At 61.1% G+C, this 13,150-nt stretch carries 9 protein-coding genes and 1 pseudogene; 5 read left to right on the forward strand and 5 right to left on the reverse strand.

The genetic code is table 11. The features are described 5' to 3' along the window. Positions 1 to 36: 36 nt before the first annotated feature. Both OC71_RS28725 and OC71_RS28730 read right to left on the reverse strand, forming a co-directional pair. Positions 37 to 801 (reverse strand): methyl-accepting chemotaxis protein, encoded by a 765-nt coding sequence (locus OC71_RS28725; protein ID WP_371260380.1) that lies wholly within the window; start codon positions 799 to 801, stop codon positions 37 to 39. Positions 802 to 894: 93 nt separating this feature from the next. Beyond that, positions 895 to 1,926: pseudogene (locus OC71_RS28730) on the reverse strand (cache domain-containing protein); the annotation flags it as partial. Positions 1,927 to 2,112: 186 nt separating this feature from the next. Here OC71_RS28730 and OC71_RS11055 point away from each other — a divergent pair. Continuing rightward, complete coding sequence (locus OC71_RS11055; protein ID WP_041068519.1) at positions 2,113 to 3,600, forward strand: helicase HerA-like domain-containing protein; 1,488 nt, start codon at positions 2,113 to 2,115, stop codon at positions 3,598 to 3,600. Positions 3,601 to 3,690: 90 nt separating this feature from the next. Here the strand turns inward: OC71_RS11055 and OC71_RS11060 are convergent, their stop codons facing one another. Continuing rightward, positions 3,691 to 4,146 (reverse strand): DUF721 domain-containing protein, encoded by a 456-nt coding sequence (locus tag OC71_RS11060; protein WP_041068521.1) that lies wholly within the window; start codon positions 4,144 to 4,146, stop codon positions 3,691 to 3,693. 307 nt (positions 4,147 to 4,453) lie between these two features. On the opposite strand from OC71_RS11060, the gene secA reads away from it, so the two are divergent. The 4 genes from secA (at position 4,454) to OC71_RS11080 (ending at position 10,398) form a co-directional block, all read left to right on the forward strand. Beyond that, positions 4,454 to 7,189 (forward strand): preprotein translocase subunit SecA, encoded by a 2,736-nt coding sequence (gene secA, locus OC71_RS11065; RefSeq protein ID WP_041068523.1) that lies wholly within the window; start codon positions 4,454 to 4,456, stop codon positions 7,187 to 7,189. Between the two features lie 122 nt (positions 7,190 to 7,311). After that, on the forward strand, positions 7,312 to 8,529 hold the full coding sequence (gene argJ, locus OC71_RS11070; RefSeq protein ID WP_041068525.1) for a bifunctional glutamate N-acetyltransferase/amino-acid acetyltransferase ArgJ: 1,218 nt from the start codon (positions 7,312 to 7,314) through the stop codon (positions 8,527 to 8,529). A gap of 292 nt (positions 8,530 to 8,821) precedes the next feature. Next, the gene (locus OC71_RS11075; RefSeq protein ID WP_041068527.1) at positions 8,822 to 9,454 is read left to right on the forward strand and encodes a glutathione S-transferase family protein; all 633 of its coding nucleotides are present in this window, start codon (positions 8,822 to 8,824) and stop codon (positions 9,452 to 9,454) included. Next, complete coding sequence (locus OC71_RS11080) at positions 9,451 to 10,398, forward strand: Nudix family hydrolase (protein WP_041068529.1); 948 nt, start codon at positions 9,451 to 9,453, stop codon at positions 10,396 to 10,398. Before OC71_RS11075 ends, OC71_RS11080 begins: the two co-directional genes overlap by 4 nt. A 100-nt stretch (positions 10,399 to 10,498) precedes the next feature. Here the strand turns inward: OC71_RS11080 and OC71_RS11085 are convergent, their stop codons facing one another. Both OC71_RS11085 and OC71_RS11090 read right to left on the reverse strand, forming a co-directional pair. Beyond that, the gene (locus OC71_RS11085) at positions 10,499 to 11,083 is read right to left on the reverse strand and encodes a cob(I)yrinic acid a,c-diamide adenosyltransferase (protein ID WP_041068531.1); all 585 of its coding nucleotides are present in this window, start codon (positions 11,081 to 11,083) and stop codon (positions 10,499 to 10,501) included. Between the two features lie 3 nt (positions 11,084 to 11,086). Further along, positions 11,087 to 13,123 carry a HAMP domain-containing sensor histidine kinase gene (locus OC71_RS11090; protein ID WP_041068533.1) on the reverse strand — a complete coding sequence of 679 codons (2,037 nt, stop codon included), beginning with the start codon at positions 13,121 to 13,123 and terminating at the stop codon, positions 11,087 to 11,089. Positions 13,124 to 13,150 lie beyond the last annotated feature (27 nt).

Here is a 13,150-nt window from a genome sequence, read left to right on the forward strand (position 1 = left end):
AGCGAGCCTGCTCGCGAAGAGGCCAGTGGCAGCGCCTTAGATGCGGAAACTGCCGACCAACTGCTGCAGCCGCGAAGCCTGCTGCTCCAGATCCGAACAGGCGCGCAAGGTCGCCTGCAGGTTTTCGACGCCTTCCTGGTTCAATGTATTGATCTCGGTGATGTCGACGTTGATCGACTCGACCACCGCGGTCTGCTCTTCGGTCGCGGTGGCCACCGACTGGTTCATCCCGTCGATCTCGCCGATGCGCTGGGTCACGCTGTTCAGGCGTTCGCCGGCAAGATTGGCGATTTCCACGCTGTCCTGGCTGTGGCGCTGGCTGTCGCTCATGGTACTCACCGATTCACGGGCGCCGACTTGCAGCTCCTCGATCATGGTCTGCACCTGCTGCGCCGATTCCTGAGTGCGGTGCGCCAGGTTGCGCACTTCGTCGGCGACCACGGCAAAACCACGTCCGGCCTCACCGGCACGCGCCGCTTCGATGGCGGCGTTGAGGGCCAGCAGGTTGGTTTGCTGGGAGATGCTGGTGATCACTTCCAGAATCTGCCCGATGTTCACGGTTTTGCTGTTCAGCGACTCGATATTGGTGCTGGAGGCGCTGAGCATGCTCGACAGTTGGTTCATCGCCTTGATGCTGCGATCCACCACTTGCTGGCCGTCTTCGGCGAGGCCGCGGGCGTCGCTGGCCTGGTTCGAGGCTTGTGCGGCATTGCGCGCGATTTCCTGGGCGGCAGCGCCCAGTTGATTGATCGCGGCGGCGACACTGCTGGTGCGCGAGGCTTGCTGGTCGGAGTTGTACATCGACGAGTTGGACGCGGCGACCACGCGCAGCGCGACCTCGTTGACCTGGCCGGTGGCCGACGACACTTCGCGGATCGAGCCGTGGATACGCTCGACGAAGCGGTTGAATGCGGTACCCAGCACGCCGAATTCATCGTTGTTGACGATAGTCAGGCGCTTGGTCAGGTCGCCCTCGCCATCGGCGATGTCTTCCATGGCGCGGGTCATGACGTGCAGCGGCTGAATCAGCAGGCGAATCAGCATGCCCAGCAGCGCAATGATGATCACCACCGCAATCACGGTGGCAATCACCGCCGAGGTGCGGAACTCGCTGAGCATCGAGAAGGCTTTGTCCTTGTCCACCGACAGACCGATGTACCAGTTGACTGACGGCAGGCCTTTGATCGGGGTGAAGCTGACGATGCGCGTCTTGCCGTCGACGGTGATTTCACTGAAGTCGCTGCTGATGTGCGGGGTGTCCTGCGGATAGGCTTCTTTCAGTGACTTCATCACCAGCGCCTTGTCCGGGTGCACGAGGATCTTGCCGTCGGCGCTGACCAGGAACGCGTAGCCCATGCCGGAGAAATCCCGGGCGGTGAGGGTGTCGACCAGGGTTTGCAGGCTCAGGTCGCCGCCCACCACGCCGACGCTCTGACCAGCTTTTTTCGAGGCGGTGGCGATGGAGATGATCAACTGTCCGGTGGCAGCGTCGATGTACGGTTCGGTCAGGGTCGAGGCGCTGCTGCTCTCGGCCCCTTTATACCAAGGGCGCACCCGAGGATCGAAACCGTCCGGCATCTTCACGTCCGGACGGATGGTGAAGTGACCGGTGGCATCGCCCAGGTAAGTGGCCATGAACGTCGAGGTCAGGGATTTCTGTTCCAGCAGGCTGGCGACGTTGGCCGGCTCCGGATTGATGGCAATATTCTGGGCGGCGTTCTCGACCAGCAGAATGCGCCCGTTGAGCCAGGTCTGGATGTTATCGGCGGTGACTTCGCCCATCTCGTTGAGATAGTTGTTCAGGTCATCGCGGATCGCGTTGCGTTGCAGCCAGTCGTTGTACAGCGTGAACGAGGCGAAAGCGGCGATGACGATGAGGGCGGCGGCAAGCAAAATTTTATGGCTGAAGCGCAGGTTTTTGTTCATGGCTTGGGGTTCCGCTAAGGTCTTAATGTCCTGGGCGTGCTTTTATGAAGACGCGCAATATGGGCAAGGGTGAAAAAAACTGATATTTCCGGCTCTCCTTAGGGAAATGTCCGACCGACTTTTCAGTCAGGTTCTCGCCCTTAGCTATCGGCCACAGCGGATTAAAGATTAACCATAGGTGACAAAATGCCTGACACATCGCAACTCGTTATCGGCGCCGATCTGGCGGGGCAACCGATTGCTCAGGCCATGCGCCTGGCCAACCGCCACGGGCTGATCGCCGGTGCGACCGGGACCGGCAAGACCGTGACTTTGCAACGCCTTGCCGAAGCGTTCAGTGACGCCGGGGTCGCGGTGTTCGCCGCCGACATCAAGGGCGACCTGTGCGGCCTGGGCGCTGCCGGCAATCCGCAGGGCAAGGTCGCCGAGCGCATCGCCGGGATGCCGTGGCTCGACCACAAGCCGCAGGCCTATCCGGTAACGCTGTGGGACATTCACGGCGAATCCGGTCATCCGTTGCGCACTACCTTGAGTGAAATGGGCCCGCTGCTGATCGGCAGCCTGCTGGAACTGACCGACAGCCAGCAGGCGGCGCTGTACGCGGCATTTAAAGTGGCGGACCGTGAAGGACTGTTGTTGCTGGACCTGAAAGACCTCAAAGCGCTGCTCAACCACCTCAAGGACAACCCGCAACTGTTGGGCGAAGACGCCGCGCTGATGACCACCGGTTCCAGCCAGGCACTGTTGCGCCGGCTGGCGACCCTGGAGCAGCAGGGCGCTGAAGCCTTGTTCGGCGAACCGGCGCTGCAACTCGAAGACATTCTGCAACCGTCCGCCGATGGCCGTGGGCGGATTCATTTGCTTGATGCCAGCCGTCTGGTACACGAGGCGCCGAAGGTCTACGCGACGTTCCTGTTGTGGCTGCTGGCCGAGCTATTCGAGCAGTTGCCGGAGCGCGGCGACGCCGACAAACCGCTGCTGGCGCTGTTCTTCGATGAAGCGCATTTGTTGTTCGGCGATACGCCAAAGGCGTTGCAGGAACGTCTGGAGCAGGTGGTGCGGCTGATCCGCTCGAAAGGTGTCGGCGTGTATTTCGTCACCCAGTCGCCGGGGGATTTGCCGGATAACGTGCTGGCGCAGCTTGGCCTGCGCATCCAGCACGGTTTGCGCGCGTTTACCGCCAAGGAACAGAAATCCCTGCGCGCGGTGGCCGATGGCTTCCGGCCGAATCCGGCGTTCGATACGTTGTCGGTATTGACCGAACTGGGCATCGGCGAAGCACTGGTCGGGACGCTGCAGGAAAAGGGCACGCCGGAAATGGTCCAGCGGGTGCTCGTGGCGCCGCCGCAGTCGCGGATCGGGCCGCTGAGCGAAACCGAACGCACCGTACTGATCGCCGGGTCGCCGTTCAAGGGCCGGTATGACAAACCGATCGATCGTGAATCGGCGTATGAAATCCTGATGGGCCGCAAGGATCTGGCGCCGGAGGCGGATGCGCCAGCGGGTAAGCCGGCAGCCGAAGAACCGAGCCTGGCCGATCGGGCCGGGGAATTCCTGGGGACTGCGGCGGGGCAGGCGCTGAAGTCAGCGATGCGTCAGGCGGCCAACAATCTCGGCAAACAACTGGTGAGAGGGCTGATGGGCTCGTTGCTCGGCGGCAGCAAACGCCGCTAAAAGCAAAGATCGCAGCCTGCGGCAGCTCCTGCAGGGGAACGCATTCCCAATGTAGGAGCTGCCGCAGGCTGCGATCCTTTGATCTTGCCTTCAGCTTTTGTCTTTAGCGTGCGCCGCCAGACGCTCAAGCGCTGCACGCAGACCTGGATCGCTGATCCCGTCGGCCGTTGATTGAATCGTCTGCGCTGCATCCGTCGACAGATCCATTGAGTGTCCGCCTGGCCGATGCTGGACCAGTGGCGGTTGCACGCGGAACAGGATGCGCGTCAGGTTGGCGAATTCTTCGAACAGCTGCAGTTGGCGTTGCAGGCGTTTTTGCTGGTAACGCAGACGCGTCGCCCAGTGCCCGTCGGTCACCACCAGCGTCAATTGGCCTTCACGCCATTTGGCCACATGGCAATGCGTGCGAGCGGCAGGTTGCAGCTGGCTTTCAAGCAGGCGTTGCAGATGAGCGAGGCGTTGGGCATGACCAAGAATGGCTTTGAGCGGCTTGGCTTCGCGTAGCAGAACGGCGGGCGCTCTGGCTGTAAGAGGGCGAAATGCCATGATCGAACACCTGAAGTAACAGAAGCGCCATGTTAGCAGAAAGCAACGGAACCACTCGCCCATTGCTTTTGTCCCTGCTTTACCCATTAAATCAACAACTAACTTCTTGCCTTGATGGGTTGAAGTTGAGCAAAACGCCCTTATTTTAAGTGAGCCCCGTCAAAGCGCAGTGCCAGCATCGTGGAATATCGCCACTTTCCTCACCACCGTTTCCGGGTAGAATGCTCGTTCGCATGCGGCCATGAGGGCTGCACGGGCGACTCACGGGGCCGCCCTCCATCCCTTTAGTGTGGAAGATCCTGCCGATATGTTTGCGCCTTTGTTAAAGAAACTTTTTGGAAGCAAGAACGAGCGTGAAGTCAAACGCATGCTCAAGACGGTGCAGCTCGTCAATGCCTTCGAAGAGCAAATGGTGGCCCTTTCGGACGATCAATTGCGTGCCAAGACCAACGAGTTCAAGGCCCGTATCGCCAAAGGGGAATCCCTCGACAAGCTGTTGCCTGAAGCCTTCGCGGTCGCCCGTGAAGCCGGCAAGCGCGTCATGGGCATGCGCCACTTCGACGTCCAGTTGATCGGCGGCATGACCTTGCATGAAGGCATGATTGCCGAGATGCGTACCGGCGAGGGTAAAACCCTCGTGGCCACCTTGGGCGTTTACCTCAACGCGCTGTCCGGCAAGGGCGTGCACGTTGTGACCGTGAACGACTACCTGGCCCGCCGCGACGCCAACTGGATGCGCCCGCTGTATGAATTCCTCGGCCTGACCGTCGGCGTCGTGACGCCGTTTCAGCCGCCGGAAGAGAAGCGCGCCGCCTACGCTGCCGACATCACCTACGGCACCAACAATGAATTCGGTTTCGACTACCTGCGCGACAACATGGCGTTCAGCATGGAAGAGAAATTCCAGCGCGAACTCAATTTTGCCGTGATCGACGAAGTCGACTCCATCCTCATCGACGAAGCCCGTACCCCGCTGATCATTTCCGGTCAGGCCGAGGACAGTTCCAAGCTGTACATGGAGATCAACAAACTGATCCCGCAGCTGGAACTGCATGTCGAAGAAGTCGAAGGCCAGGTCACCAAGGCCGGTCACTACACCATCGACGAGAAGACCCGTCAGGTCGAACTCAATGAAGCCGGTCACCAGTACATCGAAGAAATGCTCACCGGCGTCGGCCTGCTGGCCGAAGGCGAGAGCCTGTACTCGGCGCATAACCTGGGCCTGCTGACCCACGTTTATTCGGGTCTGCGTGCGCACAAGCTGTTCCACCGCAACGTCGAATACATCGTGCAGGACGGTCAGGTCGTACTGGTCGACGAACACACCGGTCGTACCATGCCGGGTCGTCGTCTGTCCGAAGGCCTGCACCAGGCCATCGAAGCCAAGGAGGGTCTGAACATCCAGGCCGAGAGCCAGACCCTGGCCTCGACCACGTTCCAGAACTACTTCCGTCTGTACACCAAGCTGTCCGGCATGACCGGTACCGCTGACACCGAAGCGTTCGAATTCCACCAGATCTACGGCCTGCAGGTCATGGTGATTCCGCCGAACAAGCCGTTGGCGCGTAAAGACTACAACGACCTGGTGTTCCTGACCGCCGAAGAGAAATACGCGGCGATCATCAACGACATCAAGGAAGGCATGGCCCAGGGCCGTCCGATCCTGGTGGGTACCGCGACCATCGAAACCTCCGAGCACGTGTCCAGCCTGCTCAACAAGGAAGGTATCGAGCACAAGGTACTGAACGCCAAGTTCCACGAAAAAGAAGCCGAGATCATCGCGCAAGCCGGTCGTCCGGGCGCCCTGACCATCGCCACCAACATGGCCGGTCGTGGTACCGACATCCTGTTGGGCGGCAACTGGGAAGTGGAAGTCGCGGCGCTGGAAAACCCGAGTCCTGAGCAGATCGCCCAGATCAAGGCCGACTGGCAGAAACGTCACCAGCAAGTGCTGGAGTCCGGCGGTCTGCAGGTGATCGCCTCCGAGCGTCACGAATCCCGTCGTATCGACAACCAGCTGCGTGGCCGTGCCGGCCGTCAGGGCGATGCCGGTTCCAGCCGCTTCTACCTGTCGCTGGAAGACAGCCTGATGCGCATCTTCGCCTCTGACCGGGTGAAGAACTTCATGAAAGCCCTGGGCATGCAGCCGGGCGAAGCGATCGAGCACCGCATGGTGACCAACGCGATCGAAAAGGCGCAGCGCAAGGTGGAAGGTCGCAACTTCGACATCCGCAAGCAACTGCTCGAGTTCGACGACGTCAACAACGAACAGCGTAAGGTGATCTATCACATGCGTAACACGTTGCTGGCCGCCGACAACATCGGTGAAACCATCGCCGATTTCCGTCAGGACGTGCTCAACGCCACCGTCAGCGCGCACATTCCACCGCAATCGCTGCCAGAGCAGTGGGACGTGGCCGGTCTGGAAGCGTCGATTGCCAGCGACTTCGGGGTGAAACTGCCGATCCAGCAATGGCTCGACGAAGACGATCACCTGTACGAAGAGACCCTGCGCGAGAAGCTGATGGTCGAGCTGATGGCAGCGTACAACGAGAAAGAAGATCAGGCCGGTGCCGAAGCACTGCGCTCGTTCGAGAAACAAATCGTTCTGCGCGTTCTGGACGATCTGTGGAAAGACCACCTGTCGACCATGGATCACCTGCGTCACGGCATCCACCTGCGTGGCTACGCCCAGAAGAACCCGAAGCAGGAATACAAGCGCGAGTCGTTCACGCTGTTCTCCGAGCTGCTGGATTCGATCAAGCGCGACTCAATCCGTGTGCTGTCGCACGTTCAGGTGCGCCGCGAAGATCCGGAAGCCGAAGAACAACGCCTGCGTGAGGAAGCCGAAGCACTGGCCGCGCGCATGCAGTTCGAACACGCCGAGGCCCCTGGTCTGGAGCAGCCGGAAGTGTTGGGTGAAGAGGTCGATGTAGCCCTCGCCACCGCGCCGGTTCGCAACGAGCAGAAGCTGGGTCGCAACGAACTGTGCTACTGCGGTTCGGGCAAGAAATTCAAGCATTGCCACGGGCAGATCCAGTAAACCCCGTTTCAATCGCTGAAATACCCGCGCCGCGACCGGCTCCTGCCGTCGCGGCGTTTTGCCATTTACACCACCGCCATCACTCTGAGCGGTGCTGACATCATTGAGTAAGGAGCGCATTCATGGCTGTTGGTCTTGGTCCTTTGCCAACGTTGCACCCGGTTGCCGGTTTTGAACTCGGTATCGCTTCGGCCGGCATCAAGCGCCCCGGGCGCAAGGATGTGGTAGTGATGCGTTGTGCCGAAGGCTCGACCGTGGCCGGGGTGTTCACGCTGAACGCCTTTTGCGCCGCGCCGGTAATCCTGGCGAAAAAGCGTGTGCAGAACGACGTGCGTTATCTGCTGACCAACACCGGCAACGCCAACGCCGGCACCGGTGAGCCGGGCCTGGCGGCTGCCGAGCGCACCACGGCGAAACTGGCCGAACTGACCGGTGTCGATGCCAGCCAGATCCTGCCGTATTCCACCGGTGTGATCGGTGAACCGCTGCCGGTCGAGAAGATCGAAGGCGCGCTGCAAGCGGCGCTGGATGATCTGTCGGAAAACAACTGGGAAGCGGCCGCCACCGGCATCATGACCACCGACACCCTGCCCAAGGGCGCCAGCCGCCAGTTCCAGCATGACGGCGTGACCATCACCGTTACCGGCATCAGCAAAGGCGCCGGCATGATTCGCCCGAATATGGCAACCATGCTCGGCTACATCGCCACCGACGCCAAAGTTTCCCGCGACGTGCTGCACAACCTGATGCTCGACGGTGCGAACAAATCGTTCAACCGCATCACCATCGACGGCGACACCTCGACCAACGACTGCTGCATGCTGATTGCCACCGGCAAGGCTGCCCTCCCGGAAATCACCCGTGCCGAAGGCGAGCTGTTCGGCAAGCTGAAACAGGCGGTATTCGAAGTGTGCATGGACGTGGCCCAGGCCATCGTGCGTGACGGCGAAGGCGCAACCAAGTTCGTCACCGTTGAAGTCAACGGTGGCGGCAATCATCAGGAATGCCTGGACGTCGGCTACACCGTGGCCCACTCGCCGCTGATCAAGACCGCGCTGTTTGCTTCCGATCCGAACTGGGGCCGTATTTTGGCGGCTGTCGGCCGTGCCGGCGTGCCGAACCTGGATGTGAGCAAGATCGACGTGTTCCTCGGCGACGTGTGCATCGCCAGCCGTGGCGCGCGCGCAGCGACCTACACTGAAGCGCAGGGTTCGGCGGTGATGCAGCAGGAAGAGATCACCATCCGTATCGAACTGGGTCGCGGCGACTGCAGCGAAACCATCTGGACCACCGACCTGTCGCATGAGTACGTGAAGATCAACGCCGAGTACCGCACCTGATTTAATCTGAGACCGAGTCGCCGCCATCGCGCGCGGGCTCACTCCTACAGTAGATTAGTGAACGACACGGATCCCCTGTAGCAGTGAGCCTGCTCGCGATGGCGTTGTGTCAGGCAACATCAATGTTGAATGTGTCGGCCTCTTCGCGGGCAAGCCCGCTCCCACAGGGTTCTGTGGTGTACACGAGATTTGTGCACGACCGAAACTACTGTGGGGGCGGGCTTGCCCGCGAAAGCGTCGGTCCAGTCACTACAAGTCTTGAAGCTTTCCACTGACGAAAAGGCGCCACACCATGTCCCTGCACCTGATCATCGGCGACAAACTGCTTTCCTCCTGGTCTTTGCGCGCCGCCCTGGCGTTGGAGCTGACCGGCGCCCCTTACAGCGAAGAACTGATCAAGCTCGGCAAGCCCGACACCCGCGAGCGGCTGCTCAAGCATTCGCCGACCGCCAAGGTGCCGTTGCTGCAAACCTCTCGCGGCACCATCGCCGACTCTCTGGCGATTGCCGAATACCTGGCCGAGCAGTTCCCGGCCGAACAGCTCTGGCCGAGCGATCTATTCGCTCGCGCGCAGGCCCGCTCTGCGTGTGCGCAGATGCACAGTGGCTTTTTCGCCATGCGCAATCACATGCCGTTCAACCTGAGTCACGACGCTCCGCTCAACCCGGTACCGCCGGAGGTGAGGGTCGATATCGAACGCATGCTCGCGTTGTGGGCTGAATGCCGCGCCGCCGCCACGGAGCCCGGGCCGTATCTGTTTGGCCGGGTTAGCCTGGCTGACGCGTTCTTCGCACCGATTGCCGTGCGTCTGCGAACTTACCAGGTGCCGTTACCGGCGGTTGATCAAGCCTATGTTGAAACCGTCTACCAATGGCCCGCCTTCAAGGCATGGCAAAAGGCTGGACTGGAGGAGTTGAATCCGTGAAACGCGTACATGTCGCCGCTGCCGTCATTCGTGACGACAGTGGCAAAATCCTGATCGCCCGCCGTGCTGATACCCAGCATCAGGGAGGTCTATGGGAATTTCCCGGTGGCAAGGTCGAGGCTGATGAATCCGTCGAAAGCGCCTTGGCGCGCGAGCTGCACGAAGAGCTGGGCATTGTCGTCGGCGCTGCTCGTCCGCTGATCAAGGTCCGCCATGATTACCCGGACAAGCAGGTGTTGCTGGATGTCTGGGAAGTGTCGCAGTTCAGCGGCGAACCGCACGGTGCCGAAGGTCAGCCATTGGCCTGGGTGACCGCCAAGGATCTGCTGAACTACGAATTCCCGGCCGCCAACCAGCCGATTGTCGCCGCCGCGCGTTTGCCCGGCGAATACTTGATCACTCCGGAAGATCTGGAAGCCCCGGCCTTGCTGCGCGGCATTCAGAAGGCGATTGCCGGCGGGATCAAACTGATCCAGCTGCGCGCACCGAACGGCTATGACCCCAAGTATCGAGACCTGGCGGTGGATGCGGTCGGCCTGTGTGCTGGCAAGGCGCAGTTGATGATCAAGGGGCCGTTCGAATGGCTCGGTGATTTCCCGTCGGCCGGTTGGCACATTACCGCCGCGCAACTGCGCAAATACGCCGAAGCGGGGCGCCCGTTGCCGGCGGAGCGCTGGCTCGCGGCTTCGTGCCATAACGCTGAGGAGCTGGCGCTGGCCGAGCAAATGGGCGTGGATTTCGTCACGCTGTCGCCGGTACAGCCGACCCTGACCCATCCGGATGCGCAGCCGTTGGGCTGGGAGCAAGCGTCGATGTTGATCGAGGGCTTCAGCAAGCCGGTGTTCTTGCTCGGCGGCGTTGGCCCGGCGGAGCGCGAGAAGGCTTGGGGTGTCGGGGCTCAGGGTGTAGCGGGGATTCGCGCATTCTGGCCGGATTCTCTGTAGAGGCTGCTGGCCTCTTCGCGAGCAGGCTCGCTCCCACAGGTTCTATGTCGTTCACATACCTGTGGGAGCGAGCTTGCTCGCGAAGGCGTCCTTACAGGCGCTAGATATCTGAAGGTTTGGCCGCCGGCTGCCACAGAATCTCTGCAATCCCCTGCCGCCGCGCAATCAACCTTGCGGCCACAAACAGCAAATCTGACAACCGATTGATGTACGCCAACCCCACCCCGGTCAACGGCTCAATCGCATTCAAATGCTGACAGCGCCGCTCGGCACTGCGCGCCAGGCTGCGGCATACATGAGCCTGGGCGATCAGCATCGAACCGCCGGGCAGAATGAAATTCTCCAGCGGCCCCAATTCTTCGTTCCACACATCAATCGCTGCTTCCAGGCGTTCGATTTCCGCCGTGTTCAGCGCCTGATAGGCCGGCATCGCCAGCTCACCGCCCAGATCGAACAAACGATGCTGGCAAGGCGCGAGCACCTCGATCAGTTCATTCAGATCGGGGAACGCCTCGCGCTCGGCGATCAGCCCGGCCAGCAGCACACCGACCTGACTGTTCAGTGTGTCGACTTCGCCAATGGCTTCGATGCGCGGGTGATCCTTGGGCACGCGGCGGCCATCGCCCAGGCCGGTTTCGCCTTTGTCGCCGGTGCGGGTGTAGATCTTCGACAAGCGAAAGCCCATGGGTTACCTCGTTAGTTGATTGGTTTCGGCGGCGATGGCTGCCGGTTGTGTCAGCGGCAGACGCAGGGTGAAACAGGTGCCCTGGCCCGGCGCCGATTGCACTTCCATCTGGCCTTTATGGTTGTTGGTAATGATGAAGTACGACACCGACAGCCCCAGCCCCGTGCCCTGGCCGATTTCCTTGGTGGTGAAAAAGGGCTCGAAGGTGCGTTTGCGCACGCTCTCGCTCATGCCGATGCCGTTGTCTTCGACCTGAATCTCGGCCCATGGCGGATTGAGTCGGGTGCGCAGGATGATCCGCCCGGGCTCGCTGTCATCGTCGCGCTGATGAATGGCTTGCGCAGCGTTTTTCAGCAGGTTGAGCAGCACCTGCTCCAGTTCGTTGGCGGTGCCTGGCACCGGGCCGAGCGCCGGGTCGAACTGGCGGATAATCGCCTGACCCTTGAAGTCGAAACCGATCGCCAGATCGAAGTCGTTGCCGGCAATTTCCACCGCTTGATCGATCAACGCGGGCAGATCGCACGGGGCCATTTGCCGGGTGCTGCGCCGGCTGAAACTGAGCATGTGGGTGACGATTTTTGCCGCGCGGGCGCCGGCCTGCTGGATGCCGTCGAGCAGTTTCGGCACTTCGCGGCTTTGCAGGTAACGGTTGACCGTGTCCAGTTCGATGCCGAGCTGTTCAGCGGTTTCGAGGTTCTTCGGCAGATCCGCCGACAGCCGCCGGCGAATGTTCTGTACGTTGTGCAGGATCGCGCCGAGCGGATTGTTGATCTCATGGGCCATGCCGGCGGCGAGGCCACCGACCGAAAGCATTTTTTCCGATTGCACCATCATTTCTTCCAGCGACAGGCGCTGGGTGATGTCGTCGATGCGGATCACCACACCGCGCCCGGCACCGCCCATCAGTGGGTAGAAGGTCAGGGCGTAATGCTTGGGCTCGTCGTCCTTGAACCAGGTCACTCGTTCGATCTTCGCCACCGTGTGTTCTTCCACGGTCTGCTTGAGTTGCGGCAGAAACGGCTTGAGCGGTTCGAAGGCGAGGAAGATCGGCTGGTTCAACGCTTCATCCAGGCGCGTGCCGGAGAGGGCGCTGGCCTCCTGGTTCCACTGCGTCACGTAGAGCTGTTCGTCGAGGGCGATCAGCGCCGAGGGCATGGAGTCGATGATGCTGTTGAGGTAGTTCTGGAAGCCGGTGAGCTTCTTCTCGATCTTGCTGCGAACCTGGACTTCCAGTTCCAGCTTGCGGTTGGTGTGACGGGTTTCTTCGGCCAGCCCCTGAGCCTGATCGTAGGCGGCCTGCGAGTCATCGCGGGCGCGCTTGAGCTGCTGCTCGCGGGCTTCGATGCGCGAGAGCATGGTGTTGAACGCCTCGGCGAGGCTGCCGATTTCGTCGTGATTGCCGCGCGAGGCGCGCAGGGCGTAGTTCTCTTCGCGAGTGACCTGGCGCGAGAGCTCCTCCAGCTCATGGATCGGGCGGGTGATCAGGCGTTTGATCTGCCGCGCGATTACCAGCCATAGCAGCACGCTGAAAATCAGGATGCCGAGGCTGGCAGTCAGGGTGCCGGTGTAAAACGCCATCGGCAGTTCACTGCTGGCCACCAGCAGCAGATGACCCGGTGCAGTGCCCGGGCGAGGCAAGGTGATCAATTGGTTGCTGCGAAACTCGGTGAGTTGCCAGGCTTCGATGTGTCGATAGTGTTCCGGCAGATTGAGCTTGTCGCCACGCTGCACCTGAGCGAGACGGTCACCTTTGCCGTCATACAGCGCTGCCGCGCGCAGCGGCGAATAACTGTCGAGTTCCTTGAGCAGGCGTTCGGCGCTTTGTGGCGATTCCAGAGCTTGCGCGACCAGGCTCGGGTTGGAGATCAGCCGGCCGATGGTCTGCAGCGCCTGTGGCGCCATGCTTTCCTGGGAGATGTAATAGGCGGCGCTGATAAAAGTCAGGTTGGCGACCAGCAGAACGGTGGTCAACAACACCAGCAGGGCGGCCAGCAGTTTCTGGCCGACCGGCAGGTTTTCAAGGCGCTGGCGCAATGGCATCAGGTTTATCGCAGCAAAGGAACAAGT

It is taken from the genome of Pseudomonas sp. W15Feb9B (assembly GCF_000828175.1).
Taxonomy (GTDB): domain Bacteria; phylum Pseudomonadota; class Gammaproteobacteria; order Pseudomonadales; family Pseudomonadaceae; genus Aquipseudomonas; species Aquipseudomonas parakoreensis.

Excerpts from the sequence above, each read along its gene's own strand:
- OC71_RS28725 (WP_371260380.1), bottom strand. The coding sequence starts at position 801 with ATGTACAACTCCGACCAGCAAGCCTCGCGCACCAGCAGTGTCGCCGCC.
- OC71_RS11055 (WP_041068519.1), top strand. The coding sequence starts at position 2,113 with ATGCCTGACACATCGCAACTCGTTATCGGCGCCGATCTGGCGGGGCAA.
- OC71_RS11060 (WP_041068521.1), bottom strand. The coding sequence starts at position 4,146 with ATGGCATTTCGCCCTCTTACAGCCAGAGCGCCCGCCGTTCTGCTACGC.
- secA (WP_041068523.1), top strand. The coding sequence starts at position 4,454 with ATGTTTGCGCCTTTGTTAAAGAAACTTTTTGGAAGCAAGAACGAGCGT.
- argJ (WP_041068525.1), top strand. The coding sequence starts at position 7,312 with ATGGCTGTTGGTCTTGGTCCTTTGCCAACGTTGCACCCGGTTGCCGGT.
- OC71_RS11075 (WP_041068527.1), top strand. The coding sequence starts at position 8,822 with ATGTCCCTGCACCTGATCATCGGCGACAAACTGCTTTCCTCCTGGTCT.
- OC71_RS11085 (WP_041068531.1), bottom strand. The coding sequence starts at position 11,083 with ATGGGCTTTCGCTTGTCGAAGATCTACACCCGCACCGGCGACAAAGGC.
- OC71_RS11090 (WP_041068533.1), bottom strand. The coding sequence starts at position 13,123 with ATGCCATTGCGCCAGCGCCTTGAAAACCTGCCGGTCGGCCAGAAACTG.